This is a genomic window from Hydrogenophaga atypica (assembly GCF_042665215.1).
Taxonomy (GTDB): Bacteria; Pseudomonadota; Gammaproteobacteria; order Burkholderiales; family Burkholderiaceae_C; genus Hydrogenophaga; species Hydrogenophaga defluvii_A.
In genome coordinates this window covers 43,395-67,830 of record NZ_JBHTCA010000020.1, presented here as the reverse complement: position 1 = coordinate 67,830, position 24,436 = coordinate 43,395, and the positions used below count along the sequence as shown (strand labels likewise).

The 24,436-nt window shown below is 61.2% G+C and carries 34 protein-coding genes; 22 read left to right on the top strand and 12 right to left on the bottom strand.

Features of this window, described 5'->3' with window-relative positions; translation table 11 throughout:
• The first annotated feature begins 11 nt into the window (after positions 1-11).
• From ACFQPB_RS18685 to ACFQPB_RS18655, 7 genes are all read left to right on the top strand, one after another.
• A complete protein-coding gene (locus tag ACFQPB_RS18685; RefSeq protein WP_382226498.1) occupies positions 12-995 on the top strand; it encodes a Bug family tripartite tricarboxylate transporter substrate binding protein in 984 nt (327 codons plus the stop codon).
• Between the two features lie 10 nt (positions 996-1,005).
• Positions 1,006-1,911: an alpha/beta fold hydrolase gene (locus tag ACFQPB_RS18680; protein ID WP_382226495.1), complete on the top strand. Its 906-nt coding sequence runs from the start codon at positions 1,006-1,008 to the stop codon at positions 1,909-1,911.
• A 46-nt stretch (positions 1,912-1,957) separates the two neighbouring features.
• Positions 1,958-2,659, top strand: a complete 702-nt coding sequence (locus ACFQPB_RS18675) for a Crp/Fnr family transcriptional regulator (protein WP_305335184.1) — start codon at positions 1,958-1,960, stop codon at positions 2,657-2,659.
• Between the two features lie 322 nt (positions 2,660-2,981).
• A complete protein-coding gene (locus ACFQPB_RS18670; RefSeq protein WP_382226491.1) occupies positions 2,982-3,365 on the top strand; it encodes a DUF3489 domain-containing protein in 384 nt (127 codons plus the stop codon).
• On the top strand, positions 3,362-3,745 hold the full coding sequence (locus ACFQPB_RS18665) for a DUF2924 domain-containing protein (protein ID WP_382226488.1): 384 nt from the start codon (positions 3,362-3,364) through the stop codon (positions 3,743-3,745). The genes ACFQPB_RS18670 and ACFQPB_RS18665 overlap by 4 nt, the downstream gene beginning before the upstream one ends.
• Entirely contained in the window at positions 3,745-5,463 is a 1,719-nt protein-coding gene (locus ACFQPB_RS18660; RefSeq protein ID WP_382226485.1) for a recombinase family protein, read from the top strand. The genes ACFQPB_RS18665 and ACFQPB_RS18660 overlap by 1 nt, the downstream gene beginning before the upstream one ends.
• Positions 5,464-5,860: 397 nt before the next feature.
• On the top strand, positions 5,861-7,111 hold the full coding sequence (locus ACFQPB_RS18655; protein WP_382226482.1) for a tyrosine-type recombinase/integrase: 1,251 nt from the start codon (positions 5,861-5,863) through the stop codon (positions 7,109-7,111).
• 170 nt (positions 7,112-7,281) lie between these two features.
• On the opposite strand, the gene ACFQPB_RS18650 is transcribed toward ACFQPB_RS18655, so the two are convergent.
• Positions 7,282-7,938, bottom strand: a complete 657-nt coding sequence (locus tag ACFQPB_RS18650) for a hypothetical protein (protein ID WP_382226479.1) — start codon at positions 7,936-7,938, stop codon at positions 7,282-7,284.
• A 366-nt stretch (positions 7,939-8,304) separates the two neighbouring features.
• Here ACFQPB_RS18650 and ACFQPB_RS18645 point away from each other — a divergent pair, with 366 nt between their 5' ends.
• Positions 8,305-8,706 (top strand): hypothetical protein, encoded by a 402-nt coding sequence (locus tag ACFQPB_RS18645; RefSeq protein ID WP_382226476.1) that lies wholly within the window; start codon positions 8,305-8,307, stop codon positions 8,704-8,706.
• Between the two features lie 920 nt (positions 8,707-9,626).
• Here the strand turns inward: ACFQPB_RS18645 and ACFQPB_RS18640 are convergent.
• From ACFQPB_RS18640 to ACFQPB_RS18615, 6 genes are all read right to left on the bottom strand, one after another.
• The gene (locus ACFQPB_RS18640) at positions 9,627-10,019 is read right to left on the bottom strand and encodes a hypothetical protein (RefSeq protein WP_382226473.1); all 393 of its coding nucleotides are present in this window, start codon (positions 10,017-10,019) and stop codon (positions 9,627-9,629) included.
• On the bottom strand, positions 10,016-10,342 hold the full coding sequence (locus tag ACFQPB_RS18635) for a hypothetical protein (protein WP_382226470.1): 327 nt from the start codon (positions 10,340-10,342) through the stop codon (positions 10,016-10,018). The genes ACFQPB_RS18640 and ACFQPB_RS18635 overlap by 4 nt, the downstream gene beginning before the upstream one ends.
• Entirely contained in the window at positions 10,339-10,662 is a 324-nt protein-coding gene (locus ACFQPB_RS18630) for a hypothetical protein (protein ID WP_382226467.1), read from the bottom strand. Before ACFQPB_RS18630 ends, ACFQPB_RS18635 begins: the two co-directional genes overlap by 4 nt.
• A 3-nt stretch (positions 10,663-10,665) precedes the next feature.
• Positions 10,666-10,974 carry a hypothetical protein gene (locus tag ACFQPB_RS18625; RefSeq protein WP_382226465.1) on the bottom strand — a complete coding sequence of 103 codons (309 nt, stop codon included), beginning with the start codon at positions 10,972-10,974 and terminating at the stop codon, positions 10,666-10,668.
• A 3-nt stretch (positions 10,975-10,977) separates the two neighbouring features.
• Entirely contained in the window at positions 10,978-11,217 is a 240-nt protein-coding gene (locus ACFQPB_RS18620) for a hypothetical protein (RefSeq protein ID WP_382226462.1), read from the bottom strand.
• A gap of 306 nt (positions 11,218-11,523) precedes the next feature.
• Positions 11,524-11,925 carry a helix-turn-helix transcriptional regulator gene (locus tag ACFQPB_RS18615; RefSeq protein WP_382226459.1) on the bottom strand — a complete coding sequence of 134 codons (402 nt, stop codon included), beginning with the start codon at positions 11,923-11,925 and terminating at the stop codon, positions 11,524-11,526.
• A 483-nt stretch (positions 11,926-12,408) separates the two neighbouring features.
• Between ACFQPB_RS18615 and ACFQPB_RS18610 the strand changes: the two genes are divergently transcribed.
• The 11 genes from ACFQPB_RS18610 (at position 12,409) to ACFQPB_RS18560 (ending at position 17,249) form a co-directional block, all read left to right on the top strand.
• Positions 12,409-12,696 (top strand): helix-turn-helix transcriptional regulator, encoded by a 288-nt coding sequence (locus ACFQPB_RS18610; RefSeq protein WP_382226456.1) that lies wholly within the window; start codon positions 12,409-12,411, stop codon positions 12,694-12,696.
• Entirely contained in the window at positions 12,693-12,917 is a 225-nt protein-coding gene (locus ACFQPB_RS18605; RefSeq protein WP_382226453.1) for a hypothetical protein, read from the top strand. The genes ACFQPB_RS18610 and ACFQPB_RS18605 overlap by 4 nt, the downstream gene beginning before the upstream one ends.
• A complete protein-coding gene (locus tag ACFQPB_RS18600) occupies positions 12,904-13,302 on the top strand; it encodes a helix-turn-helix domain-containing protein (RefSeq protein ID WP_382226450.1) in 399 nt (132 codons plus the stop codon). Before ACFQPB_RS18605 ends, ACFQPB_RS18600 begins: the two co-directional genes overlap by 14 nt.
• On the top strand, positions 13,299-13,964 hold the full coding sequence (locus tag ACFQPB_RS18595) for a Rha family transcriptional regulator (RefSeq protein ID WP_382226447.1): 666 nt from the start codon (positions 13,299-13,301) through the stop codon (positions 13,962-13,964). Before ACFQPB_RS18600 ends, ACFQPB_RS18595 begins: the two co-directional genes overlap by 4 nt.
• Positions 13,957-14,796 (top strand): hypothetical protein, encoded by an 840-nt coding sequence (locus ACFQPB_RS18590; protein ID WP_382226444.1) that lies wholly within the window; start codon positions 13,957-13,959, stop codon positions 14,794-14,796. Before ACFQPB_RS18595 ends, ACFQPB_RS18590 begins: the two co-directional genes overlap by 8 nt.
• Complete coding sequence (locus tag ACFQPB_RS18585; protein ID WP_382226441.1) at positions 14,793-15,152, top strand: hypothetical protein; 360 nt, start codon at positions 14,793-14,795, stop codon at positions 15,150-15,152. Before ACFQPB_RS18590 ends, ACFQPB_RS18585 begins: the two co-directional genes overlap by 4 nt.
• Positions 15,153-15,269: 117 nt before the next feature.
• Complete coding sequence (locus tag ACFQPB_RS18580; RefSeq protein WP_382226439.1) at positions 15,270-15,470, top strand: hypothetical protein; 201 nt, start codon at positions 15,270-15,272, stop codon at positions 15,468-15,470.
• A gap of 14 nt (positions 15,471-15,484) precedes the next feature.
• Positions 15,485-16,300: a hypothetical protein gene (locus tag ACFQPB_RS18575; protein ID WP_382226436.1), complete on the top strand. Its 816-nt coding sequence runs from the start codon at positions 15,485-15,487 to the stop codon at positions 16,298-16,300.
• Between the two features lie 146 nt (positions 16,301-16,446).
• Entirely contained in the window at positions 16,447-16,650 is a 204-nt protein-coding gene (locus tag ACFQPB_RS18570) for a hypothetical protein (protein WP_382226433.1), read from the top strand.
• Positions 16,647-16,814, top strand: a complete 168-nt coding sequence (locus ACFQPB_RS18565; RefSeq protein ID WP_382226430.1) for a hypothetical protein — start codon at positions 16,647-16,649, stop codon at positions 16,812-16,814. Before ACFQPB_RS18570 ends, ACFQPB_RS18565 begins: the two co-directional genes overlap by 4 nt.
• An 81-nt stretch (positions 16,815-16,895) precedes the next feature.
• Positions 16,896-17,249, top strand: coding sequence for a hypothetical protein (locus ACFQPB_RS18560; RefSeq protein ID WP_382226427.1), 354 nt, complete (start codon positions 16,896-16,898; stop codon positions 17,247-17,249).
• 188 nt (positions 17,250-17,437) lie between these two features.
• Here ACFQPB_RS18560 and ACFQPB_RS18555 read toward each other — a convergent pair whose 3' ends face one another.
• The 3 genes from ACFQPB_RS18555 to ACFQPB_RS18545 form a co-directional block, all read right to left on the bottom strand.
• Positions 17,438-17,848: a hypothetical protein gene (locus ACFQPB_RS18555; protein ID WP_382226425.1), complete on the bottom strand. Its 411-nt coding sequence runs from the start codon at positions 17,846-17,848 to the stop codon at positions 17,438-17,440.
• A gap of 34 nt (positions 17,849-17,882) precedes the next feature.
• Positions 17,883-18,287, bottom strand: coding sequence for a hypothetical protein (locus ACFQPB_RS18550; RefSeq protein WP_382226422.1), 405 nt, complete (start codon positions 18,285-18,287; stop codon positions 17,883-17,885).
• 159 nt (positions 18,288-18,446) lie between these two features.
• A complete protein-coding gene (locus ACFQPB_RS18545) occupies positions 18,447-18,776 on the bottom strand; it encodes a hypothetical protein (protein WP_382226420.1) in 330 nt (109 codons plus the stop codon).
• Positions 18,777-19,284: 508 nt separating this feature from the next.
• Between ACFQPB_RS18545 and ACFQPB_RS18540 the strand changes: the two genes are divergently transcribed.
• A complete protein-coding gene (locus ACFQPB_RS18540; protein ID WP_382226417.1) occupies positions 19,285-20,196 on the top strand; it encodes a hypothetical protein in 912 nt (303 codons plus the stop codon).
• A complete protein-coding gene (locus ACFQPB_RS18535; RefSeq protein WP_382226414.1) occupies positions 20,193-20,738 on the top strand; it encodes a hypothetical protein in 546 nt (181 codons plus the stop codon). The genes ACFQPB_RS18540 and ACFQPB_RS18535 overlap by 4 nt, the downstream gene beginning before the upstream one ends.
• A 583-nt stretch (positions 20,739-21,321) precedes the next feature.
• On the opposite strand, the gene ACFQPB_RS18530 is transcribed toward ACFQPB_RS18535, so the two are convergent.
• Positions 21,322-21,615, bottom strand: a complete 294-nt coding sequence (locus ACFQPB_RS18530) for a hypothetical protein (protein WP_382226411.1) — start codon at positions 21,613-21,615, stop codon at positions 21,322-21,324.
• 365 nt (positions 21,616-21,980) lie between these two features.
• Between ACFQPB_RS18530 and ACFQPB_RS18525 the strand changes: the two genes are divergently transcribed.
• Positions 21,981-22,439, top strand: coding sequence for a hypothetical protein (locus ACFQPB_RS18525; RefSeq protein WP_382226408.1), 459 nt, complete (start codon positions 21,981-21,983; stop codon positions 22,437-22,439).
• 1,592 nt (positions 22,440-24,031) lie between these two features.
• Here ACFQPB_RS18525 and ACFQPB_RS23920 read toward each other — a convergent pair.
• Positions 24,032-24,421 (bottom strand): hypothetical protein, encoded by a 390-nt coding sequence (locus ACFQPB_RS23920; protein WP_465262283.1) that lies wholly within the window; start codon positions 24,419-24,421, stop codon positions 24,032-24,034.
• Positions 24,422-24,436 lie beyond the last annotated feature (15 nt).

The window sequence follows — 24,436 nt, the reverse complement described above, 5'->3', positions numbered from 1 at the left end:
GAGACATCACCATGACGCTGAGCAAACGTGCATTTCAAGCGGCGGCACTTTCGCTGCTGACCCTGGGCCCCTGGGCACTGTCGTCGGCCACGGCGCAAGCCGCCTATCCGAGCCGGCCGATCAAATTTGTGGTGCCGTATCCAGCGGGCGGCGCGTCGGATGCGGTGGCGCGCATGATTGGTGAGAAGCTGCAGCAGGCATGGGGCCAGTCGGTGATCATTGACAACCGGCCGGGCGCATCGGGAATCATCGGCGCACAAGCGGTGATCAAGGCGCCCACAGACGGCTACACGGTGCTGGTGCACAACACGGTGTTGATCCAACTGCCTGCCGTTCTCGAGAAGCCTCCCTTCGATCCCCTCAAGGACTTGTCGCCGGTCGTGATGACGCTGCAGACGAACAACCTGTTTGTCGTTCCCACCACATCGCCCGCCAAGTCGTTCAAAGAGTACCTCACCCTCGCCAAAGCCAGTCCCGCGCAGTACAGCTTTGGCAGCTACGGCATCGGCAGTGGCGCCCATTTGCACGGTGAACTGCTCAAGCAGCAAGCCGGACTCGACATCGCGCATGTCCCTTTCATGGGGTCGGCACCCATGGTGACCGACTTGTCCGGTGGGCATCTGCCCAGCGCCTTCATCGACATTCCGTCGGCGCTGCCCAACAGCAAGGCCATGCGACCGCTGGCGGTGGCCGGCCCCAAGCGCATACCGGAATTGCCCGATGTGCCGACCTTCACAGAATTGGGTTACCACTCGTTCGATACGGTGGGATGGCACGGCCTGTTCCTGCCCGCCGGCACGCCGCCGGCCATTGCACAGAAGCTGGCCGCTGAGGTGAGCAGCATTCTGCGCATGCCCGACATCCTGGCGAAATTCAAGACCTTGGGTGTCCTTCCGGGTGGCGGTACGCCCGATGAGTTTCTGCAGCAGTTGAAGACGGACGCAGCGATCTACGCCAAGATCGCCAAGGCGGGCAACATCCGTGTGACCCAGTAGGCACGGCCTTATGCAAAAGGCCGCTGCAACATGGAAGTTTCCGGTCGGAACGCCTCTGGATGAAGATGGGGCTTCACAGCGTGCCGTTCTGGAACATGGCGGGCGTTCGCTGGCGATCCACTACACCGACTCGGCACCCGGCCTGACACATTGCCCCGTCGTGGCGATGCTGCATGGGTCCGGCCCGGGCTCAACGGGCTGGGCCAGCTTTGCCGCCAACCGCGATGCCTTGCTGGACGCAGGACATCGAGTGATCTGTCCCGATCTGCCGGGATGGGGGCGCAGTGCGCCGGTTTTGTGTCTGGAGGACAGGTCTTCGCTCAATGCGCGGGCGCTCGCTGCGGTGCTCCAGACGGCAGGCGTTGAGCAGCCGGTCCACGTGATGGGCGCTTCCATGGGCGCCCACAGCGCGGTGGCCTTCGCCATGCAGTGGCCTCAACGGGTGGCCAAGCTGGTGCTGGTGTCTGGGGGCACAGGCGGTCGCAGCAGCTTCCAGCCGGCGCTGCCAGAGGGCGTCCGCTTGATGCTGGCGTTCTATCGCTCGCCCACCGCCGAAAACATGCGAAGATTCATCGACGCGGTGGTCTGCGATCCAACCCCCTACACCGAACCGGTGATTCAGAAAATGGTGGCTGCGGCACAAATGCGGCCTAAACACTTGCACAACTTCAGCATGAGTCTTGCCCAGCATCCCCAACAGTTTGGCGACGTGGCGCACCGCTTGGGTGACATCGCAGCGCCTGCACTGGTGATCTGGGGCAGCGAAGACCGGGTGGTGCCATTGGACATCGCCATTCAAATGGCCGTGCGCATGCAGCAGGCAGATTTGCACGTGATGGGGCGTTGCGGGCACATACCCCACGTGGAACAAGCCCACAAATTCAACCGGCTGGTGACCCAGTTCCTGTCGGTCTGAAGGCTGGGGCAGCGCAACACGCACCTTGGTCGGCCTACGCTCAACCGTGAAGCAAAGCGCCAACACCCCCCGTGACCATTTAACGGCCGGCTCGGTGGGTGCGTTGGACCCCGAGCTAGACGCCTTGCTGCGGCAGCACGCGCGGCGACAAAGGCTGGCCAAGAAGGAGCTGCTATTTGCGCGCGGTTCGGCGCCGGATGCGATGTTCTGTATCGAACGCGGCCTGGTGCGCCTTTGCGTGACCAGCGCCAGCGGGCGGGAAGCGGTGTTGGGGTTGGTGACTCCTGGGCATTGGTTCGGCGAGGCGTCTGTATTTTCAGGACAGGCGCGTGCACACGACGCGTTCGCGGTGGTGCAAAGCGATCTGTTGGTGTTACCTGCCAAAACACTGCATCGCTTGGTGGACGAGCGTCCGGATTTTCTGCTGCAGTTCCTGCGCATGATGGGCCTGCGCTACAAGTCAACCTTGGACCGCATGGACGGCTCTGTGCTGGACCCCTTGCCCGTGAGGTTGGCCCGCAAGTTGTTGGACGCACATACCCTGGAAAACCCAAACGCCCGGCCGGGGGTACGCGTCGTGCTCGATGTTTCGCAGGAGGGCCTTGGACACATGCTGGGTGTATCCAGGCAGAGCGTCAACAAAGTCCTGAAGCAATGGGAGGGGCTTGGTGTGCTTCAGGTCAGCTACCGAAGCATTTTGCTTCTCGATCTGAAGGCGCTGAAGCGGCTGGCACTCCAGGCCCTCTGAAAACTCACGACGAGATGCCCCACCTGTTTGTACGACCAATTGAGCGGTCATTCGGCACAACGCGTGTAGCCGTACTCCAATGGCCGCTTGCATCGCAGCAGAGCAAGATAGTAGGCAGACCCTGAATGACCGCAAGCGCTGCATAGCGGTCCTCCACCATCCACCACACCGACTGCGCCACTGCATCGATCAATTTCGCTGTTCCAGCAAGCGCAGGCTGGTAATCATGACCATTCACCACGGAGACTGCCGAAATGACTTGAAGCGCTGGTGATGTAGAGCGTTACTGCGACCCGTGCCGCTTTTGGCACGGGAGCACAAGATGAAACGCACACCACTCACTACCAAAACATCCAAGTCCACGGCGCAAGCCAAGCCTGCGGTGAAGTCTGCAGCCAAGCCCGCTGCCGCCGCCAAAAAATCTCCTGCAAAGAAGCCTGCAGCTGGCAAATCATTGCCCCGCTCAGTGGCTGTTTCTGCTGCTCCGACCACGCATCCTGCAAGTAAGCAATCCCAGCTAATTGCCTTGCTGCGTTCTACCCCGGGCGCAACGTTGGCTCAGATGATGGCGCTGACCGGCTGGCAAGCCCACACCGTGCGCGGCATGCTCAGTGGTTCCCTGCGCAAACGCCTGGGTCTCAACGTTCAGGCCGAAGTTTCGGAGGGCCTGCGCATCTACCGCATCGTGGAGGAGGGCGCTCAATGAACACCTTGGCCGAAATCACCACCGCCGACCGCGATTCGCTGGCCAAACGCTGGGAATTGCTGTTCGAGCACGAACCCCCACCCCAAATCCACACCGCCCTCATGCGCCGTGTCCTGGCCTGGAATGTCCAGATGCAACAGGCAGGTCTTGATCCCTTGAGCGTCTCGACTTCTGGCGGCCAGGCGTCTTCCCGGCCCCCGGTCGCTCTTCGCCCTGGAACCCGCCTGCTTCGCGAGTGGCAGGGCACTACCCACGAGGTCCGTGTGCTGGATGCCGGCTTTGACTACGCCGGCCAGACCTACAAGAGCCTGAGTGCTGTCGCCCGTGCCATCACCGGTACTCCCTGGTCAGGTCCCTTGTTCTTCGGGATCAAACGCTGATGGCAACCAAGTCGTTCAATTTCTCTGCCGTTCGTGCCAGTCAGGTGCCGGCCATGGCCTGCGCCATCTACACCCGCAAGTCCTCCGAAGAAGGCCTGGAGCAGGATTTCAACTCCCTGCACGCCCAGCGCGAAGCCTGCGAAGCCTTCGTGCTGAGCCAGAAGAGCCTGGGCTGGAGCTTGAACCCCACTACCTACGACGACGGTGGCTTCTCCGGCGGCAACACCGAGCGCCCCGCCTTGAAACGCCTCATTGCCGACATCGAGGCCGGCAAGATCAAGGTCATCGTGGTCTACAAGGTGGATCGCCTGACCCGTTCTCTGGCGGACTTCGCCAAGCTGGTCGAACTCTTCGATGCCAAGGGCGTGTCATTCGTCTCGGTCACCCAGCAGTTCAACACCACCACCTCGATGGGCCGGTTGACCTTGAACGTCCTTCTGTCCTTCGCTCAGTTCGAGCGTGAAGTGACGGGCGAGCGCATCCGCGACAAGATCGCCGCATCCAAGCGCAAGGGCCTGTGGATGGGCGGCGTGGCCCCCGTTGGCTATGTCCCCCATGGTCGTACCCTGGTCCGGGAAGAAATCCATGCAGACCGCGTCCGGGCCATCTACGAGTTGTACCTGGAGAAGAACTGCGTGAGCAAGCTCAGCGAAGAGCTCCAGAAGCGCCAGTGGCTCACCCCCGAACGCACAACCAAGCGGGCAGGGGGCGGTGGCAACAAACCCTTCAGCCGCGGCCACCTGTACCGAATCCTGAGCAACCCGATCTACGTGGGAAGAGTCCCCCACAAGGACGATGCCCACCCAGGGCAACACCCGGCCATCGTCAGCGAGGAACTCTGGAACCAGGTCCAGCAGCGCCTGGAGCAGAACAAACAAGGCACCAAGACCAAAGCCCACGCAGCCAACCCCAGTCTGCTGGCCGGGAAACTGCAAGATGAACTCGGCAGGCGACTGATTCCTTCACACGCCAGAAAGGGGCACAAACGCTATCGGTACTACATCACAGCAGCCGATGAGCCAGGTGAACCGATCCGTCTGCCGGCCAATGATCTGGAGGAACTGGTGATCGCAGCGGTCACAAGGTGGGCGGGTGACAAGAAGCAGGTCGTCGACGCCATTGGCTGGAATGACGCCAAGAAAGCCAGCGATGCGATTGAAGCGGGCAAACAGCTCGCCCAAAACCTGAAACTCAGCGCCCGGGACCACATTGGCAACTGTGTGGAAGCGGTCGAGGTTGGGCCCAGCACCATCCGTATCGCAATCGACCTGATCGGCTGCGGATTGGTCAAGCTGGACAAGGGAGCAGACAGCAGTTCATGGGAGCAACCCGTGCTCGAAGTGCCGGCCGAACGCAAGCGGACGGGTCTGGCGGTCAGGCTGATCATCGGAGAGCCCGGGCCTGGCCAGATCGATGCCCGCCAGCACAAAGGTGCCAAGGAACCCGATCCAACGATGTTGACCATGCTGGCCAAGGCGCGCGACTGGTACGAGAAACTCACCCTGCGTGGCCTCTCCCTGGCCCAAATCTCTCAGGCCGACCAGATCTCGGTCAAGTACGTGGGCCGCATCCTGCAATTGGCCCTGCTGGCACCCGACATCGTGCAGGCCTTGGAGCAGGGCGATTACCCCATGGAGCTGACCGCCACCAAGCTCAGCCGGATGGTGCCGTTGCCGATGGATTGGGATGAGCAGAGACACTTGCTCGGCATGACCTGAGCGGGCAGCAACTCAAGCAAAAACGGGGTGTTCAGCACCCCGTTTTGCATAGAGCCTTCAAGCGGCGAAAACCCACAATGTCACCGCCTCTGAGGGCCCACAGAGAAAGGGCCAGGAAAATCAGCGCGGAATTGGGCAGAGAGAGCCCGCAGAGAAGCCCTCATCGGGCTGGAGCCCGCATGAACTGGGGCTTTGCCAAAAGAAAAGGCCCCCGCGCTGCGGGGGCCTTGTCATACTGGCGGAGAGGGTGTCCCTCTAACTCGTCATCTCACAAAAATTCATGTCATTCCATTTCCCCTTGTAAATCAATAGTGTGGGCCACCTTCATTCGCTCGCATCATCTCCCGTCATCTCATAGAATCGCAGCATTGTGCGGGGGACTGCGCGGGGGACCAGGATGGCAAAGAGTATCGAGCGACTGACAGCCTTGCAGGTTGCAAAGCAGGCAAAGCCAGGCTACCACCCAGACGGCGGTGGTCTTTACCTGTGCGTGAAGCCCAGCGGGGTGAAGTCGTGGATTTTCCGGTATCGCTTTGCGGGCAAGGAGCGCGAGATGGGCCTCGGGTCGCTGTCCACGTATGGCCTGGCAGACGCGCGAGAGCGGGCGGTGGAGCAGCGCAAGCTGTTGGCCGACGGTGTGGACCCTCTGGCTGCAAAGCAGGCGCGGGAGCAAGAGCGGCGCCGAGCCCTGGCCAACAAGTTGACCTTTGACGCGGCCGCCGCGCGCTACATCGCCAGTCAGCGCGCCGGCTGGAAAAATGAGAAGCACGCAGAGCAGTGGACCAACACGCTGACCACCTACGCCAGCCCGGTGATTGGCGAGCTGCCCGTCGATGCCATCGACACCGCCTTGGTTGTGCGGGTTCTGGAGCCGATCTGGACCACGAAGACTGAAACGGCCAGCCGTGTGCGCGGCCGCATCGAGAAGGTTCTGGACTGGGCCAAGGTGCAAGGTTTCCGCGCCGGTGAGAACCCGGCAGTCTGGCGCGGGCACTTGGACAAGTTGCTCAGTGCTCCCCAGAAGACAAAGAAGGTCAAGCACCATCCGGCGTTGCCGTGGCGCGAGGTCGGCCAGTTCATGCAGGACTTGCGCAAGATGCCCGGCCTGGGCGCGCTGGCGCTTGAAATCATCATCCTGACGAACTGCCGCACCAGCGAGCTGATCGAGTCGAGTTGGTCGGAGTTCGATCTGGACCTGGCGCTGTGGACGATTCCGGCCGAGCGGATGAAGGCCAGCAAAGAGCACATCATTCCCCTGAGCGAGCCAACGATTGCCGCATTGCGCAAGGCGCGGGCCGAGTCACCGGCCGGCGCGCTGGTGTTCCCAAGCGAGCGCCGGAAGAAGGGCCAGGAGCAGCCGCTGAGCAATATGGCCTGCCTGGCTTTGCTCAAGCGCATGGGTCGCTCTGATCTGACTGTCCACGGGTTTCGGTCGTCTTTCCGTGACTGGGCTGGCGAGGCCACGTCACATCCGCGCGAGGTGATCGAGCACGCCATGTCCCACCAGCTTGAGGACAAGGCCGAGGCCGCCTATCAGCGGGGCACACTGCTGGAGCGCCGCAAGCTGCTCATGAACGACTGGGCCGCCTACTGCTCAAGGCCTGCGTCATCGGGCGAGGTGGTGGACATTCGCAGCAAGGCGGCCTGATCCTTTGCCCGCCGCCTCAGCGCGTGTAGGGTGGCAATGGCTCGCTGGTCGTTCACCTCGATGGTGGTTTTCATCGACTCGGGCAGCAGCCCCAGGGGCTCGCGGTTGTAGTCGAACAGTCGGGGCTTGGGGTCGGTGGTCACGCAGTCAATGCAGCCGCATGTGAGATTTCAGTTGCAGATCAAACGGCCGCCAGACTGACGACAACTTGTACCGTCTTGCCGCACCATTCTGTTGCCGCCTGCTTCCCTGTAGCGCGTTCCCTGTGAGTCGAAGCAACTCCCGCCATTGCACGACTTCATTCGGGTGATGGTGGGATGATGATTTTCCGCAGCAGATGCCGCAGCGGCAGCGGCAGCCTGACGGCGCCGTTCGGCCCTGCGTGCATCATGCGCCTGCAATGCGCTGGTGTCCAACTGGCCACTTCCACCGGCCCGTAGATTTCGTGCCGCTGCGATTTCGGCGCGCCGCATCAGTCTTTCGCGCTCAGACAAGCCAAGGCTGTTTGCCGAAGTTTCCATGTTCCGGATGTCGATTTCACTCGGAACCCTCCGCCCTTGTTGGCTGGCTTGATACCCACCAACGCCTCCCGAACTGTAGATGCGTTCCGGAGCAAGCAAGCGCTGAATCTCGTGCTCCGGCATTGCGTCTACTGTACTGACGGTGCCACCTGTCATTCGTCCCTGCTTTGCAGCGCCCTCGCACATGCCCTGGCGATATTCGACCTTTCCTGCTGGCGAGATGCATTTGTTGAGCTGCGCATTTGCGCTCGTTGCGATGAAAGAGCAGCACCAAAGAAGGGCGACGACGGCGAGTCTTGTTTTCATTTTTCACATTCTGCTGACGACGTTGCGCGCCGTCCATCCCTAATTGATGTCACTGCACCGAATCTGCGAAGCCAGACGACAGCCGGTTACAAATGTCCTGCAGCGGGACATTGCAGGTCGCTTTCAACGGCTGTTCAACGTCCGTTCAACGGTTGTTCAACGCCTGCTGAACCCTTGCGGTGCAAGACTTCACCGTGAGCAACAAGACTGTTGCAGCCGCCCGTACTTCTATCTGCGGAATTTCCGCAGATGCGGAGCCGGTCGCTCGCACCGCTACACGCATCGGAAAGACCTACGAGCAGGCCAAGACTGTGCGCGAGCGACACCCCTGCGGCACAATCCCGCCCAGCCAAGGAGGCCAAGCGCATGACCGACCCCAAGCCCCGCACATCCCGCCAGATCGTCCTGCAGTCCATCCTGGACCTGGCAGAACACAGCCAACCCGCCAGCCGCCAGCGGCTACTTGAAATCACGGGCCTGACGTATGGCGCGGTGGACGTTGCGCTGAAAGACCTCAGGACCGAGGGCCTCATTCGCTGTGTGGCCAATGGGTACTATGAGCCCATCGACCAGGACATTGACCGCTCTGTCAGCACCACGAGCTTGCCGCATGGGCGTCTCAAGGTGGAAATCGGGGATGACGTGATTGCCGATCTGACGCCGCGCGAGGCGTTGGCCTTGGCGAAGCAGCTCGCCGGCCTATTGTTTGCCTTTGGGGCCTTCAGTTGGGCATTGATGCCACCAGCCCAGGGCGGCCGGCAGGGGTGACGCCACCGGCTGGTTGCCAAAAGTAGCCACCAGGTTGCCAAGGTTTCCGGTGGATTTCCTGCGAGGGTGCTGCGGATTTCCTGCGGCATGACGGTGGATTTCCAGCGGAAAGAGAGCCAAGACCATCTGTAATCCGCTTACAGATGCGCCCGCCACCAGCGCACCCATCTTGCGGTTTCCGCAAGATGCAGACTATCTGCGGAAATTCCGCAGATGCGCCCACCACACGCACCGCCACACGCAACGGCAATGCCTACGCGGTGTAGGTTTTGACCCGGCGCCTCCAATAGGACATTCAGTGTCCGATTGAGCGAGCATGGCTGGTTCCCGGCAGACGGTTCAGCACAGAAGGGGGGGGGTGGCAGTCACTGCCACCCCCCCCCTGTCGCAGCCATCAACCAGCACAACAAGAACGAGGTGCGGTCGTGACCAACGACCGCACCGCCGTCACCTGTCAGCAGGCCAGCAAGCCGCGATTGTTTCCAGTGCACAAGATTGGAACCGCGCCAACGTGCAAGGGCAAAACAAGATCACCGGCAACGTTGCCGGTGACACCGTTGCAGACCGCGCAGCGCAATCCGGCGCATCAGAGCGCACTCAGCGCATGGCCGACAAGGTGGCGAAGGCATCGCCCGCCCTGGCTAAGCAGGTGGCGCACGGCGAAATCAGTTTGCCCAAGGCCGTGGCGCAAGTTGAAAACAAGCCGCCGAAGCCTGTTGCCGCAACGCCTCCAGCACCTGCTGAAGAACCCCCGCAGCCAGAAGACACCGGCCCCGACGAGTCCGAACTGGCCGCCAACCGCGCCGCCGAGCAGGCCGACGCGTCACTGGCGCGTCAACGACTCGTGGCGGTCCGTGCACGAAGCGTGACCCAGGATGAAAAACCCGGCGCGCGGCCGGGTGTGGTGGGTGTGGCTTGGCTCAGTTGCTGGCCGACTTCTGGGGCTTGGGTTCCGGGGCTTTGGCCCAGCCTGCAGCGCGATAACCCTGCAGATGCGCGACTTCGGTGGCCAAGCCCGACAGCGCCGCCAGATGTTCGATCTGATGGGACAGCCCGAACAGTAGATCGGACAGCGGGCCGGGTTCTTGGAAACTGCCGATGCTCTCGTCTTCAGCCACAAGGCAGCCGATCCCCTCCACCGTGGTGGCCAAGTTGATCGCCTGCATGCTGACCGTGGACACGGCGTTGTCTCTGATCCATGTCAGGGTGTCGTCGTCCAAGCGGTCCTTGGCGTGGGTCCAGAGCTTGTGGATCAGGTTCCGCTCGGTGAACGGCTCGCGCGGTGTGGCGTTGTCGGTGGTGGTGGTGGTCATGCTGTGATCCCCTTGGCTGCATTCTTCGTGGCACGGTCGTGGGCGACGCTCAGAACTCCCTGCGCATCGCCGGACATCACGTCGATGGCTTCAATCAGGCCGCCGCGCATGTAGTCGCCCAAGACGCAGACATCAAGGCTGTCGCCGGCCTGGAGAACGGCTGCAATCGCGCTGATTGCCCGCAGGCGTGTCGCGAGTGCCTGCACCTCACGAGGGTGCAGCGTCAGGCTTGCGTCGTAGCCGGCCGAGCTTTGCGCCACGTACTCGGCGTGCAGGTCCAGGCGGTGTTCTTTCGTCGTGGGTTCATGTGTGCGGGCGTTCATGCTGCAGCTCCTTGGGCTTGCTGTGCAGCGGCCCAGCGGCGCCGCTGGGCTTCGTCCACGTAGTTGCAGCCGACCATCTCGGCCTGGCTGTTGATGCAGTTCTCGACCTCCTCAGCCTTGTACCAAATGGCGTTGAGGGCTTCGGCGATCAATTCCGGGTGGCGGTAGCCGTCTGGATGTTCGAGCTGGGCCAGGGCGAGTCTGGCGATGGCGCTGATTTGGGAGAACCCGCCTTGTGCAAGGCAGTCCACCAAATTGACGGTGTTCCGCAGCTTCTGGATTTGGTCAGCTTCTGTCGTGGTGGTGGTTTGCGTTGCCATGGCTCAACCCTCCGCCTTGGCAGCGTCGATGCCCGAAGGCATGAACCACACGTTGGCATCGGCACCACGGGCACCGTACTTGTTGCCAAGCCTGACGCTGGCCAGGTCAGCAAGCCAGCCGGCGCGCTGTGACAGCACCTCGATTGCGGATGTGAGTGCGAAGGCCACGGCAGCATTGCTCTCGTACTGGTAGGTGACGACAAGGCGGGAGAGTTCGGCAACGTGGGCTGAGCTTTGCGCGGCCTCGTGCAGGGTGTGCAGCAGGGCGCGAGTGTCCACGGCGGATGTGGCGGGGTTTGTCTTCGCGTCCATCGCTCAACCCTCCACCGTGTTCAGACTCTCACACGCCCGGCGCAGCAGCGTGCCGGCTCGGGTAGCGCGTGCCGTGGCCAGGCGCAAGGTGGCCGGCGTGGCGTCGATCCGGCGCAGCTCGTGCAGCGCTGTGGCCAAGGCGTTCTCGGCCAGGCCGTGCAGGCGGATGGTTTCGGGGCTTGTGGTGTCCAGCGTGGACAGGGTGGGTGCGGCGTGGCGCACCAGGGGAATGACCGTGGTCATGGGTGAGGCTCCTTTTCGAGACTTCAAACCCACACACCCTGTTTTCAAGCAAGGCGGGTGGACGGGATGTTGAAAACACGGCGAAAAGACCGTGCGCCAGGTGTTGCCACTCTGACCATCCCGCCCAAAACCTGAATGTCCCGGTGGGGGACATTTGGCGGCCGGCCAGAAGCCAGGCGCCATCAATGGACGTGACAAAGCCTCACTGACGGGGAGGCTGCACCGCTTTTCGGAAGGTGTTTTCAAGCACCGGGCCTTTCGGCTTGCGCCCACTGTATCACGCCGGGCCGTGGACGTGTCAAGCCGTCAACGGCGGCGCTCCCACTCCAAAATCTCCGACAGCAGCCACTTGCCGTCTTTGCCGGGGCGTGGGTACTGGCCCATCTCCAAGCGCTTGGCCAGCGTGCTGCGAGCCACGCCCAGGCGCAAGCACACCTGTTCGCGCGTGAGGCGTGGCCCGATGAGCCGCACCAGTTCCATGACGGCCTCTCGCAGCATTCCCAGCTCGCTTTCAACCTCGGCGCCCACCGTCGCCGATTCGCTGCCACGGACCGCACCGACCGACACCTCGGCTTGGTCTTTGATGGCTCTCAGCGCGCCAGAAAGGGCTTGGATGTCTCGGCGCCCGGCTGGCGTTTCCAGCGCATGCAGAGCCAGGGTCGCGATGGCGGAGATTTTCGCGAGGCGCTCTTGGGTTTGGTCTTTCATGTCGCGATCCTAGTAGGCGGTCAGGCTTGTCAACCCCTGTGCACGTCCTCCCTGACAAGCATTTCGAGCACGTGGGGCCGAAATGCCTTGTTTTCAGGGGGAAAACACGCCTTCCGCCACCAATTTGGGGGGTGATTGGCCTGTGTAAGTTGTTGATTCATAAGAGTTGACCCCACCTAAGTCCGAATCGACAGCCAAGTGATCAAGACGCAGGCGTGGCTGCTTTTTGGCCTTGTCGTCTACCTCTCCTCATGAATGGGGAAAGTCCTTGCAAATCAATGGCTTGGGTGCTCTTTGCATCAGTGGCTTGCGCTGCTGCTTTTTGCTGGTGCCCGGACTACTTCCAGCGTCGCCCGCCTGAGTTGACCCCACCTAAGGTTTGTTTGTCTCGGATGGTCCGAGAACATCGCGGCGTGTACACGAAATCCACATCGACAACCCAGCCGGAAGACGTTCCGGCGAAGTTGTTCAACGGAGAACGATATGAGTGCGATGACTGAAAAACCAGTCCGTGACCCATCCTGCCCGGTGCAGAACTTTGACTTGTTGCCCGACTCGGCGCATCTGCGCCAGCGGCATCTCGTCAAGAACCCGAAGCGTCCAACGAATGTGACGCTCTTTCAGCATGGGGCGGCAACCCACTGGCGCATGGTTGCTGAGGGGCGCTTTCCCGAACCGGTTCGGCTGCCTGGACGTGTGACGGCTTGGCGTGTCGGCGACATACGCGCCTGGCTGGCAGCCCAGGCCGATGGCCAAGGGGGCGCAGCATGAGCAACCCGACCCAAAAGCTCGTCGCCAATCTGCAGGCCCGTGCTGCCCTTGCTGGCGGTGCAGTGGTGGTGACTCAGGGTGACGACGGCCGCCCACTGTTCGTGTTGAACTGCGGCGCCCTGACGAAGCAGGCCGCCTCGGTGGATGACCTCGATGCCGCCGTGTGTGCGGTGGAGCAGCAGCCGCTGCTGGGGAAGGGGGTGGCCCATGTCCAAGCCTGACCGCCGCAAAAAGAAAGCCCCCGGGGGTGAGGCCGGGGGCGTTCAGGTGTCCAAGCCAAACTTCCCGGAGTGGTCAGACAAGCCTGACTCTACAAATCTCCACGCCGCCGAGCAATCTTTGGTGGGGGTCAGCCGGTCCACATCAGCAGAAGCCCAGCGGGACCGGATCATCCGGGCGTTGCGCATCGGCCCACAGACCAGCTATGACTTGCGCCGGCTCGGGTGTTATCAGGCGCCCGCACGCATCAAGGAGCTGCGTGACCGCTTCGGGTACAGCATTCTGACCAAGCGTGTGACGCTGTGGGACCGTGACGGGTGGCCACATCGCGGGGCTGCCTTGTACGTCCTGGAGTCGGAACCTGCCGTGATCGGGGGTGCCAAATGACCGCCGCCATAACCATAATCATCGCCCGCGAGGAACCCCGCGTCGATACCCGCGACCTTGCCCACCACCTCGGCATTCAGCACCGCAGCGCCTTTAAGTTGGTGGAGGCCTACCCGGAAGACTTCAAGGCGCTTGGGGTTGTGCGATTTGAAATCGCAAAACCTCCGAAGGGCGCGAAGGGTGGGCGCCCTGAACGTTCTGCGCTGTTGACCGAGGACCAGGCTTATCTGCTGCTGGCCTACAGCCGCAACACCGCCAAGGTCCGCGCGCTCAAGGTCGACCTGGTGAAAGCCTTCCGCGATGCCCGCGCCGCCGCCGAAACCCGCCAACGCGACTACCTGCCGGGCTATCACGAGCTGCACGACCGTGTGCACCAGTTGGCTGCCGAATCGGAAAACCGCCATTGGGTGCACGCCAACTTCGACAAGTTGGTGAACAAGACCGTGGGCCTGTCGGCAGGCCAGCGCCAGGGCTTGCCGGCCCCGGTGTTGTCGTTGACGGCGGTGGTCCAGACAGTCGCCACGCGCGCCACTGCCGGCGCCGCAGACCACAAGGAGGCGTATCAGCGTGCCAAGGCCGCACTGGGCCGCCTGCAGGACGCGCTGGCGGTGCTGGACGGGCCCGAGGTGGCTGTGCTGGGGGGAGGCCGCCATCATGGCTAACGGTCGCGGCAAAACGAGCAACTGGCGCGACCCTCGCGGCCACAGCCTGCGCATCTACGACGACGTGTTCGACAGCGCCGCGTTTGCTGCGTTGTCCAGCACTGACATCCGCGTGTATCTCGCCCTGCTGCGTGAACTGCGGGGATCGAACAACGGCAATTTGTCTTTGCCGATTGCCCGGGCCCAGCGCTACGGCATCAAGAGCCATGTGACGCTGGCGCGCAGCCTTCGCGCGCTGCGTGCGGTCGGCCTCATTGATCGGGTTCGTCATGGTGGTGCCGACAAGGACGGCGAGCGGGAATGCAGCCTCTACCGTGTCACGGATGTGGAGGTTTTCGAGCAACGCAAGCTGTTCATTGAAGCCATGCCGGCCACCAACGACTGGAAGAAGGTCGCCACAGTTCAGCAGGGCCTGGACCTGATTGAGAAGCTGGAACAGCAGGCCGTCAAGGACTTTGCAGCACGCGCGGCAGGGTGGGAAAAAACAAAAACCGCACGTCACGCCGTAACGTCCACCAAGTCACCCGGTGACGTGGTGAAGCCAAAAACCAAGTCACGCCGTGACGTAAGGACGGCACAACCACGTCACGCCGTGACCTTGGACGAAAAGGGCGAAAACCAAGCAGCCATGCGGGTTCTGGCTCGATTTGCAGGTGGTGCTGATTTCGAGGGCCTTACGTCACGGAATGTCCTCCCTTACATATTGCCATCCCTGCAGGGGGATTGCGGGGCTTTCGGGGTGTACCGCAGGCTGCTCCCGCACCGCACCGGCCGCCCGTGTTTCACCCGCCTTGTCGAGCAAGCGGCCCAGCCCGTGGAGGCCGTCGCATGACCGCCGTGCACATCCCGGCCCTGAAGGTCGAACAGCAGGACGGGCTGGTGTTTGTCAGCCAGCGCCGTGAAGGGCAGACAGCCACGGCGGCATTGCACCCGACCCATATCCGCTTCTTGGCAGAGCAGTGTGGCCTGGCCCCCGCGAGCGACCCATCGGCGGCAAAGCAGATCGCAACCCTGGCCCTCCGCCTGCGGGTACTGCACCGCCGGATTGACGAGCTGGGCCACGACTTGACCAACTGTCCCGACCTGGACCACGCGTTGGAGCAGGCGCTCGCCTTGGCTGAAATCGCCGACGCCTACATCGCGGACCTGCCCGACGACAAGCCAGCCAACCCCGGCCAAGCCCCGTGATCGGGTGGTGACATCTTCTTTTTCGCAAGCCCCAAAACCTGTCAAACCCGTCCATCGAACCATGAACACCGCAACCCAAACCGCCCCTTCCACGTGCCCGGCCTGAGCGCCGAAGACATGGCCTCCGCAATCTCTGCCCGCGATGCGAACCGCATGAAACACGCCCGCACCAAGTTGCAGGCCCACGGCTTTTCGCTGTCCCAGTTCGGCGCCACGCCCGACGACATCGTGGTCAGCAAAGGCCGCTCCATCCGCCAGCGCTGCACCGGCCTGGACGAAATCGAGGCCTTCATGCGCGCCGAACTCGGCTCGGTCTGACCAAGTAGGAAACCATGCTCGCAACCGAAAAATCCAAATACCCGAACCCCGCAGAGCTTGCGGTCGCCACTGGCCAGCGCGGCACGCTGGGGGCGCAGGCAAGCGCCGACAAGTCAGCAGCAATCAGCAATCCGTCAGCAGCGGCTGAGCCAAACATCGAGCGCAACGCCGCCATGATGTGCCCCATCAAGAAGACGACCGCACTGAAAACGATATTTGACGGTGAGGGGTTGCCCGAAAACTTTGTGCGCAAGTACGTGGTCGGTCCAAGCGCAAATGTGTTCGCGGTCGGCAAGTTGGGCACCGAGTTGGCCAAAGACCCAGCCGCACAGCAGGCGGTGCGCGGCTCGGTGGTGGCCTGGCTCAAGGATCGTGCTGTCGGCACGGGTTTGGTAGACGAAACCGCCCGGTTCGACGCCCTGCGCTACAACCAGGCGGTGGCCACCATCGGCGAGCGCAAACTGAAGGCGTTGGGCTTCACGCCCGAGGAAGTCGCCCAGCTCAAAGCCGTGGGCCGGGTGGGCAGCTACACCAGCCACCAGCCCGTGGGCAGCGCGGTCAACAACAGCAACAGCGGGGCTTTGCTGCTAGGTCGCAGCTTTGACGCCCTGGACGCCATCGCCAGCAAGTTGCCGCTGTTGAACCTTGGGCCCCAGATCAGTGCCGTGACCCGTGGCGTGCAGCAGAGCGAGGCCCAGAACATCGCGCCGGCCCTCGCGCGCGGCGCCCTGACCGCGCTGCCTGTCGGCTGGCGCATGACCCCACCGGCAACCATTGGCGCGACGTTCGCCCTACCAGGGGCAGAGGAAAAGAAGGAGGAACGGCGGTAAGCGCGCAGGCCCGGGGCCTACCGGTTGGGCCAGGCGCCGAAAGCGACCAGGACCATTAAAGCGCCGAGCCAGCCGATGAAGATGGGGTTGAAGCCCCAGAGAGTGCCGTCCATCCTTCCATTGTGTCACCCGAACGGGAAAACTCCATGTCTCACAAACCCTTGCACCGCTGCGACAACTGCAAGTCCTACATCGACCATGAGTGCCACAACATGGTCGCCTTCGTGGTGGACGGCCATCCCGATGAACTACGCCCACCCCAGACCGACGACGTGTGCGACGACTACCTGGCCGAGCCCGACCTACTCACGGACCGGCTGATGAAGAACCTGACCAGAGGAATGACGTGAAAAATCAGTGCTCGCTTGAAATTCCCTCCGTGACGGTAGTGGCCAAGGCCTTTCGTCTTGAGCAACGCATCGGCGTGTGCGTGACGCGCGGGGGCTGGGATCACGGCTTTCGCATCAAGGTGGTGAACGGCGAAATTCCCGAGAAGTACCGCACCGACCCGTAGATCATGGCCGCCTATAAAGAGGTGAGAGCGCAACGAGAAACAGCAGCGTAAGCAGCTCGGCAACATTTGAAGGAGAAGGTAATGGACTCAGTAGATGTGGCTCAAAACGCGCTGAATCAGGTCAATGCCATGTTTGATGCGATGAGAGAGGCCAAAATTGAGCGAGCGCCCACGGCCATCACATACGAATGGACTGGTCCTGGCGGCCTCAAGGTCAAGACCGGCATTCAAGGCGACGAGGCACACGACATCGTGGAAGTTGGCGAGGATTTGTGCTTGTGCTTTGGGCCGCGCAAGCTGACGCCTGCAGAGGTGTGCCTTGTCCGAAGGTCAGCATCTACCGACGCACCTGCCTATGACTCCATCTACGGAAGGTCCTCGCCGCCGTTCGTCATCGGTGGTGGGCCTGACAGTCCAGACGCCGCCGCTGGCTGAACATGCTCGCGCGCGCCGCGCCTGGTCATCGCGCACCCACTGAGGTGAATTTTGGATGTAGTCGGCAGAGCCTGGGGCAAGGTGCAGTTCGCCACAGTTGGCGCATAGAACTATTTCGGCTGGCCGGCTTGATGGTTGGGCTAGGCAGCCACACAGCGGGCATGGGCTTGTTTGTTCGTCGGGCATTTTTACAGTCCCTCACAGGCCGGCTTGTTGACAGAGAAGTCGTCAAGCACGCGGCCGGAGCGATCAAGGTACCTATACCGGAAATGAAAGCCTTGCTTAAAAAACTCGTCACGCTTCAATAAGGTGCAAGCAGGCGGAACAACCTCGCTACGGGTTGCCGACCTCCATGCGGCAAGCTGCTGTTCTGTAACGTCAGCCCTGATCGCCAAAACATACTCGTATATGACAGCCTTCCCCTGGGAAAAGGCTCGCTGTGATTTTGTGACGCCATCATTCGGCTGGTTTTGTTTTAGCGACTTGTCCCCGGCTTCCGCAGCGGCACGGGCGTAAGCCTCAACCTTTCGGTCATCTGCGAAAGAGAAAGTGGTCGCGGCCACAAGAACAAGCGCCATCGCCAGCTTGGGTTTCATCATCGCATTACTCCTTTATCGGTGCATTTGTGGCAGGCTACCGGCGTTGGCCGCATTCCTGTGACTGCATGAGAATCGACCCAATAAAGGTGCCGTCTTCGGAGTAGTAGCGGTGGTCCACGTCGTAGGCATTTAGCAGTGCACGCATGTCAGGGTCGGTGCAAAACTGATTGAGCCCACTTGGTTTGATGTCTCGCGCAAAGTCGATCTGCCGGAAGACATCGTTCGGAAGACCGCGCAGCTCAAGCATGTAAACAAACCTGTGCTTCGGGGAGGCAGGAATGCACGCAGCGCTCTTGGAAAAGGTGTATTTGTCCTTCTGGACTACGCCCATCCTGTTCGCATTGGTTGCTGCTTTTTGACACAGGTCAAGAGTGTTTGCAGACGCAGCTACATGGACTAGAACAGCGCCAAGCAGCGCCGCCACGAGTTTCAGGTTCATCGCAACATCATCCCTTCATTGGGTTGCACTGAGTTCATTTCTCCCCCCCCCCCCCCAAAAAAAAAAAATTCACATGAACATGGGGTAGGTGTAAGCCTTTAGCCATTTTTGAGTCTGTTTCAGTCCTGACAGGGAATTGATAGATTCGGGCGCTCCGCATCACGCGACTTTCCGGCTGAACATCGGCCGGTCTGCGCCACCTCCCCCCAACAGGCCTTCCAGCTTGTCGGCCACCTCGTCGGCCAACTTGGGGTTCGTCGTGAGCTTGCGCAAGAAGATGGCCGCAGCCTCGCGGTCCATGTCATCGTGACCCTCCAGCGCCTTGCCCAGCACCTCGTGGAAAGGGTTTACCGCCAGCAGGGAAGAGACACCAACGAGGTGTCTGGCAAAACGAAGCGCAACACCTGGCGTTGCGTTGGCTTGAGTCGCTGCTGATTCGGTCATCCTGTTTTCCTCGCCGGTGGTTCCAAATTCCGATTGTTGTTGCAATGCAAGGTGGCGCCAACCCACATGAATGTGTGAGTCTTTAGCTCGCGGACGGCCATGGCGACGCGACCGACTACGTACTCCGGTACGCAGAACGGTACGCACGAGTACGCACCACGCAGACCGTTACAGGATTTCCTGTAGCGCCCGGCGCCATGGTTACAAGCAAGGTTACGCCAGAAGTCACCAGCCAGTCACCAATACATCACCAGCCGCTGCGGCCCAGGTCGCCAAAAGTAGCCAGGAGGTTGCCAGAAGTTTCCAGAAGGTTTCCAGGCTGGTATCCATCTGGGTATCCACGGATTTGCCACCGGACGGTGGTGCTTGAGGTGGGGCAAATGCCCGTTTTGCGGGTTTAGGTTCGGGTGGAGGTGCCGGCGGAGGCTGCTGCGATGGCGGTGGCGCCCGCGCAAACCCGCCAGAGAATGCCTGCCGGCCTAACGCAACCGCCCCTTTCAGGGAAAAGCCGTCCCGGAATCTGCTAAAAAGTGTTTGCAAACAGGAACAACCCATGACCACCGCCCCCTACGAAACCCCGGCTGATGCCGCTGCCACCGCCAAGAAGTGGCGCCTGGCTGGCTGGGCGCTCATCGGCATCGGTTTTTTGATACCGCAGGTGCATCTCCAAATCCTTGGCGAAGGCACCGCGGCATGGGTGGGGTACGAGTTGGCAACCAGCTTCGGGCAGATGATGCTGCCGGTGCTCATCACATGGGCCGCAACCAAGAAGGGGAATGACTTGAGCAAAGCAAAAGGTACCTTTGTCGTGGGTGTGCTGCTGGTGCTAACAGCCGGCGGCATGGCCGTCGCCAAAGAGATGAGCCAGGCCGAGACCAAAGCCTTGGTCCAGAAAGCCCTTGCTACGCAGGAGGAAAACCGGGCCAAGTTCGACAGCGTCCTTACCCGCATGGGCGCGATTGACATGGCTGCAGTGCTGTCGATGGAGTCCGTGACCAACCGTGCCACCCGCACTCTCGCACTGGCCCAGGTGGCGCAGTACAAAGCTCTGCTCGCAGAGCGCAAAGCCTTGGTGGCAAACACGCTGGCCCAGGGCCAAGCCATGGCGGCCACCTTGAAGAATGAGGAGGCGCGCCGTGGTGCGGTTGTAGGCGCTGAGAACGCCCGCAGGCAGATGACGGAGCTGTTCGGCGAGCTTGACGTGGTGCAGCTCGCGTATGCCGATTCGATAGAGGCGCTTTTCAACTGGCTTAACACGCAAGACGGAAAGATGCAGGTCGGAGCCCACGGGCAGCCGCTTTTCACGACGCAGCCGGACCTGGACAGGTTTCGAGCCTTGGCCGGGAAGGTGGACGAGCAAGCGGCGGCGTACAACGCAGCCCTTGCGCGCTACGAAAAGAAGAGGGAAGAACTTGCCCAGCGAGAACAGAAGCTGAAGCAAGACGCGCAGCAGTTTCTGCGGTGAGCAAGCTCAACAACAAGCAGTTTCACCGAGTGTTCGTTGAGCACATGCTTAGCGACGTGCGGTTTTGCATAGAAAGCGGTCGTTACCTCGCAGCGGCTCAACTGCTGCTGGCTTCCATCGACACGGTGGCCGGCATGGACCGACCGGCCAACATGCCGGACACCACGAGCCAGCGCTTCATAGACTACGGCAACAGACACTTGGCGCTCAAGGGTGAAAACTACACCCTGCGCGGCATTGACCTGTGGGGAGCCCGGAACGGCTTTCTGCACGGGTACACGCCGGTCAGTTCGTCGCAGCGTAAGGGACAAGCGACCATGCTGGTGTGGGTCGACAACAACCTGGTGCCAGTGCAGTCCAACGAAGACAGCTCAGTGGTGGTTGTATCGCTGCGCCACCTCGCTGCGGCGCACAGCCAGGGTATCAAGGCGCTCGTGCAGCGGGCGTCAAACGATGACACGCTAGCCGACCTTATCAACCAGCGGCTGGACTTGATGTTCACTATGGACGATATCCCGGACGGCCTACCGCCATTCGAGTAAAAAAGTTTCCACGTGGAAACTTTGCGCATGAAGAAGCCCACCGAAGCGGGCGGGCTGGGCTAGGACCACGGGATAGGGCCATTCATGCGAAGTAGTCCGCGTCGGGATGCCCGCATCATCTTGAATCTATTGTCCCGGTTCGCAGGGTCAGCAAGTAGGCGGTTCAACCGTCCAGGCGGTCCACCATCTACCGTCGCGTCCATGTCGTCCAACCGCAGTGCCGCACGGCGGAGCTTCCATTCCTCGTTAGATTCGAGATTGGCATAGACCCTTCGCTCGATTCCACCCACTAGCATCTCAGCAATCCGCGCTTGTGCAGCGGACGCTGGCTTTGGGCTGTCGTGAAGATAGTGGTTAGATTGGCCGCAAATGCCTATGTCATCAACTTTGAACTTCAACTGCTGAAACTGTTGCTGACAAATGCGGCACGTCGCCATGTTCACATGCTTCCCAAGGGTGAGAAAGGGTGGTGTTCGTGTGCCATCTTAGTGCCCTGCGAAACCACTTGCGAGGGTGCCGGTGGCGGCACGAGGACAGACACTGCCGCCATTGCTGCCGGGGATGACTCGTCCCGAACGCCGACTCAATCCGGTGCGGACATGCGTCTGATAGAGCCCAAGAACAATTCGTGTTGGAAATCCACTTCGCTCAGCGGCTGTCGGCGCAATTCAAGCGGCAGCGGCTTACGTTTGAAGATGGCGGACAGTGCGGTCACAGGGCTGCCAACGATGTAGCGCAACCATGCTCTGCGGTTGTCCCTGCGCTCAAAGCGGGCGACGTAACGCAGGTACCTCTGACTCAGAGCGGCCGCTTGTTCTTCGCGACGAAGAAGGAAGCACCAATCAGTCGCGTCGTCTGATGCGGGCTGGGTCTGCATTGATGGTCCTTATGAGTTGGATCGGCGGCTACACGACTATGGACACAGCAACCGTTACTCCAGAGGTGACACAGCTCGCTCTGGAGCTCATCGCCTTAGTTTAGCCACTCATTGCCGGCGCGCGGCTGGTCCAGGCGGGGCCCATGCGGTCGAGTCTGGCTCGGTCATCTGATCGAACGTGCTGGGCTTGATCCGCAGGCTGCGATGGGGCCCTGAAGCTGCAAGCGCTTCCTGCTCATGCTCGGCTTTGTCGTGGGCTTCGGTTGTGTCGTCCATCGGGTCATTGTGAACCAACGTCAGCGGGGTGCCTCCCGTGTTCATGGGGGGCGTGCTGGTTTTCGCCCAAAAAGGCGAGAACCATCTCGTTGAAATCGGTCGTCAGTCACGACCGAATTGAAGTGCTCAAGCTGACCGCCGCCCAGCGCAGCAAAGCCGTCAAGCGCCGCAAGGAGATTTGGGAGGCGCTGCACCCGGTTATCAAGCAGCGGGTTGAGGTGGTGGCCGATGCGGTGCCGGTGAAGGCGAATGAACTTGAGGTGGGCGACGTTTTCCCACCTCAAGTTTCAGGTCACGGCGGCGCACGTCCGCAAAACAAGTCCTTTGCGTCGTCAACAGCCGCTGTGACTGGAGAGTCCAAGCGCAGCATCAACCAGCACATCGCCCGCGCCGAAGCCCTTGGCGACGATCTGGACAAGGTGGCGGGCACCAGCCTGTTAGCCAAAGTTAGTGTCCGGGCCTTGAGAAAACTTCAGGTGCGCGCACCGTGTGTGGCTGGGTTTTCCCCTTTTTTGGGGAGAACCTCCCGCCGTCGCCTTTTTGGGTGAGGGTGAGCCGGGGAAGGTAGGTCTCCCCAGCCTGTCCCGCGTCTGTCCCGGTGCTGTCCCATGGGACAGGGGAAGCGATCGGCGAAAACCAAATGGTTTCCGGATGGTTTCGATTTGGCAACCATCTGGGTTTTCAGGTGGCTACCGGCCCGCCGTAACAAGACCACAAAAAAGCGCAACAAGCCTGCCGGTTGTTACGCCGCACGGAACTGGATCACCTCGGCGCCTGCGCGCAGCTTGTCCAGGTAGTCGACCTACGGATGTTTTGTGTGCGGCCGGGGGACCATGCGGGGGACTGCAAAGGCAGAAAGCAAAAAACCCAAGTGAAATCAATCACTTGGGCTTGCATTTTGGCGGTGGACGTAGTCTGGACCGAACCCGTATCGGCCCGGCGCGGTCGCAAAATCTGCGTTTTCCCTTGTGTTTATTGGTATCCCCAAAACTGAGCGAGCCAAACATGTGCTCAAAACAGCAAGCTACCAAAAAAGGGGCGCGCGCCCGCGCGCATACACGCGTGCGCACAAAAAGGGAACCGGGCTGGGAGTTTGCGAGCCCCCCGCGTCAGTTACAGGTGCCCTGCCTGGTACAGCAAAAAAATTGAGTCATGTTGCGCACCCAACGCATGTGAGCGGGCTCGTCTGAAAGCCAGATGCCGCAGCAATGATGCATACCCGCACGCAGGCGGTTTTCAGGCTGTTTGGCGCGATTTAATCTTGGGCGCGTGGGTGTGGGGTTCCATCTGTCGTTTCTCGATCCACAGGGTCTATTGAGTGGCGTTGCCGGGGTGTTCATGCCTGGCTCATCCCGTGATTGATGAACTGTTGATCTCAGCTTTGCAGCGGCCAGTGCGCCAGGACATGATCACTGACAACATTTTTGAGCACGTCTGATCGTCACGCGTCGGGCAGTGATGTGGCGAAGTTGGAGGACCGCCGGCAACGGCAGATCCTGAGGTAGTTCGAGAACTTGGGCTGAGGCGGACGTGGCCGACTTTTGGGGGGGGCTCATACCCAATGGGTCGTGGCTCGCTGGCTTTCTCGGTTCGCGCGTTTGTGGGATGCACCTGATTGTCCCTTGAGCACCGAGGCCCTCCGAACTGCTGCAGCTTGGAGCTTCAACGTTTGGCAGCAATCCAGGGTGGGTGTCACTGGACTGCGTTGTAGAGACTCTGTTGCGCCTGCGCCTGCGCCTGCGCCTGCGGTTGCGGTTGCGGTTGCGGTTGCGGTTGCGGTTGCGGTTGCGGTTGCGGTTGCGGTTGCGGTTGCGGTTGCGGTTGTGCTGTAACCGGATGCTACTTGCGCGTGCTTGCCCGAAGGTTCCCGCTCTGGTTCCCGCTCTGGTTCCCGCTCTGGTTCCCGCTCTGGTTCCCGCTCTGGTTCCCGCTCTGGTTCCCGCTCTGGTTCCCGCTCTGGTTCCCGCTCTGGTTCCCGCTCTGGTTCCCGCTCTGGGTGGTAACAAAACGCATCTACAGCTTTTGGGGGCACCCCCTGACCGAGGACGAGTAATCGCGGTTCGTAGACGTGAGCACGCAGAGGCGATCTATCGCATGCGGCCGCAATGCTCCGGGCTGCTGGTTTCGTTTGGAGGATGATTCATGGTTTTCCCGAGGCAGTGCTCGGGATTCTTATGAATTTCCCGATTTGGGAATTATAATATCCATCTGAACATGGACACACCGCTTCTTCATGCGAATACTGGGTTTGCCTATCCTTGAGGCGTTCAAGGCGTCCCATGCTGCGTGTCGTGGCCAACTGGATGCCTGGCAGGTCGATGTTGAGCGAGAGCACTGGAAAACGCCCCATGACATCAAGCGCAGATACAGAAGCGCGGATTTTCTGGCCGACAACAGAGTCATTTTTGACATCAAGGGCAACTCGTATCGGCTTGTCGTGAAGGTCCGATACCAGAACGGTCTGGTGCTCGTGGAGTGGGTCGGAACACACGCCGAGTACAGCAAGAAGAAATTCTGAATCCAACGACATCTAGTGTCTGGAAAT

What these genes read in the sequence shown, in the direction of transcription:
- ACFQPB_RS18625 (WP_382226465.1), bottom strand. Translation starts at nt 10,974, where the DNA reads ATGGACGCGAAGACAAACCCCGCCACATCCGCCGTGGACACTCGCGCC.
- ACFQPB_RS18600 (WP_382226450.1), top strand. Translation starts at nt 12,904, where the DNA reads ATGTCCAAGCCTGACCGCCGCAAAAAGAAAGCCCCCGGGGGTGAGGCC.
- ACFQPB_RS18530 (WP_382226411.1), bottom strand. Translation starts at nt 21,615, where the DNA reads ATGCAGACCCAGCCCGCATCAGACGACGCGACTGATTGGTGCTTCCTT.
- ACFQPB_RS18580 (WP_382226439.1), top strand. Translation starts at nt 15,270, where the DNA reads ATGGCCTCCGCAATCTCTGCCCGCGATGCGAACCGCATGAAACACGCC.
- ACFQPB_RS18560 (WP_382226427.1), top strand. Translation starts at nt 16,896, where the DNA reads ATGGACTCAGTAGATGTGGCTCAAAACGCGCTGAATCAGGTCAATGCC.
- ACFQPB_RS18605 (WP_382226453.1), top strand. Translation starts at nt 12,693, where the DNA reads ATGAGCAACCCGACCCAAAAGCTCGTCGCCAATCTGCAGGCCCGTGCT.
- ACFQPB_RS18615 (WP_382226459.1), bottom strand. Translation starts at nt 11,925, where the DNA reads ATGAAAGACCAAACCCAAGAGCGCCTCGCGAAAATCTCCGCCATCGCG.
- ACFQPB_RS18645 (WP_382226476.1), top strand. Translation starts at nt 8,305, where the DNA reads ATGACCGACCCCAAGCCCCGCACATCCCGCCAGATCGTCCTGCAGTCC.
- ACFQPB_RS18650 (WP_382226479.1), bottom strand. Translation starts at nt 7,938, where the DNA reads ATGAAAACAAGACTCGCCGTCGTCGCCCTTCTTTGGTGCTGCTCTTTC.
- ACFQPB_RS18655 (WP_382226482.1), top strand. Translation starts at nt 5,861, where the DNA reads ATGGCAAAGAGTATCGAGCGACTGACAGCCTTGCAGGTTGCAAAGCAG.
- ACFQPB_RS18630 (WP_382226467.1), bottom strand. Translation starts at nt 10,662, where the DNA reads ATGGCAACGCAAACCACCACCACGACAGAAGCTGACCAAATCCAGAAG.
- ACFQPB_RS18635 (WP_382226470.1), bottom strand. Translation starts at nt 10,342, where the DNA reads ATGAACGCCCGCACACATGAACCCACGACGAAAGAACACCGCCTGGAC.
- ACFQPB_RS18660 (WP_382226485.1), top strand. Translation starts at nt 3,745, where the DNA reads ATGGCAACCAAGTCGTTCAATTTCTCTGCCGTTCGTGCCAGTCAGGTG.
- ACFQPB_RS18640 (WP_382226473.1), bottom strand. Translation starts at nt 10,019, where the DNA reads ATGACCACCACCACCACCGACAACGCCACACCGCGCGAGCCGTTCACC.
- ACFQPB_RS18610 (WP_382226456.1), top strand. Translation starts at nt 12,409, where the DNA reads ATGAGTGCGATGACTGAAAAACCAGTCCGTGACCCATCCTGCCCGGTG.
- ACFQPB_RS18570 (WP_382226433.1), top strand. Translation starts at nt 16,447, where the DNA reads ATGTCTCACAAACCCTTGCACCGCTGCGACAACTGCAAGTCCTACATC.
- ACFQPB_RS18620 (WP_382226462.1), bottom strand. Translation starts at nt 11,217, where the DNA reads ATGACCACGGTCATTCCCCTGGTGCGCCACGCCGCACCCACCCTGTCC.
- ACFQPB_RS18550 (WP_382226422.1), bottom strand. Translation starts at nt 18,287, where the DNA reads ATGAACCTGAAACTCGTGGCGGCGCTGCTTGGCGCTGTTCTAGTCCAT.
- ACFQPB_RS18670 (WP_382226491.1), top strand. Translation starts at nt 2,982, where the DNA reads ATGAAACGCACACCACTCACTACCAAAACATCCAAGTCCACGGCGCAA.
- ACFQPB_RS18575 (WP_382226436.1), top strand. Translation starts at nt 15,485, where the DNA reads ATGCTCGCAACCGAAAAATCCAAATACCCGAACCCCGCAGAGCTTGCG.
- ACFQPB_RS18595 (WP_382226447.1), top strand. Translation starts at nt 13,299, where the DNA reads ATGACCGCCGCCATAACCATAATCATCGCCCGCGAGGAACCCCGCGTC.
- ACFQPB_RS18590 (WP_382226444.1), top strand. Translation starts at nt 13,957, where the DNA reads ATGGCTAACGGTCGCGGCAAAACGAGCAACTGGCGCGACCCTCGCGGC.
- ACFQPB_RS18540 (WP_382226417.1), top strand. Translation starts at nt 19,285, where the DNA reads ATGACCACCGCCCCCTACGAAACCCCGGCTGATGCCGCTGCCACCGCC.
- ACFQPB_RS18685 (WP_382226498.1), top strand. Translation starts at nt 12, where the DNA reads ATGACGCTGAGCAAACGTGCATTTCAAGCGGCGGCACTTTCGCTGCTG.
- ACFQPB_RS18665 (WP_382226488.1), top strand. Translation starts at nt 3,362, where the DNA reads ATGAACACCTTGGCCGAAATCACCACCGCCGACCGCGATTCGCTGGCC.
- ACFQPB_RS23920 (WP_465262283.1), bottom strand. Translation starts at nt 24,421, where the DNA reads ATGTCGTTGGATTCAGAATTTCTTCTTGCTGTACTCGGCGTGTGTTCC.
- ACFQPB_RS18555 (WP_382226425.1), bottom strand. Translation starts at nt 17,848, where the DNA reads ATGATGAAACCCAAGCTGGCGATGGCGCTTGTTCTTGTGGCCGCGACC.
- ACFQPB_RS18585 (WP_382226441.1), top strand. Translation starts at nt 14,793, where the DNA reads ATGACCGCCGTGCACATCCCGGCCCTGAAGGTCGAACAGCAGGACGGG.
- ACFQPB_RS18680 (WP_382226495.1), top strand. Translation starts at nt 1,006, where the DNA reads ATGCAAAAGGCCGCTGCAACATGGAAGTTTCCGGTCGGAACGCCTCTG.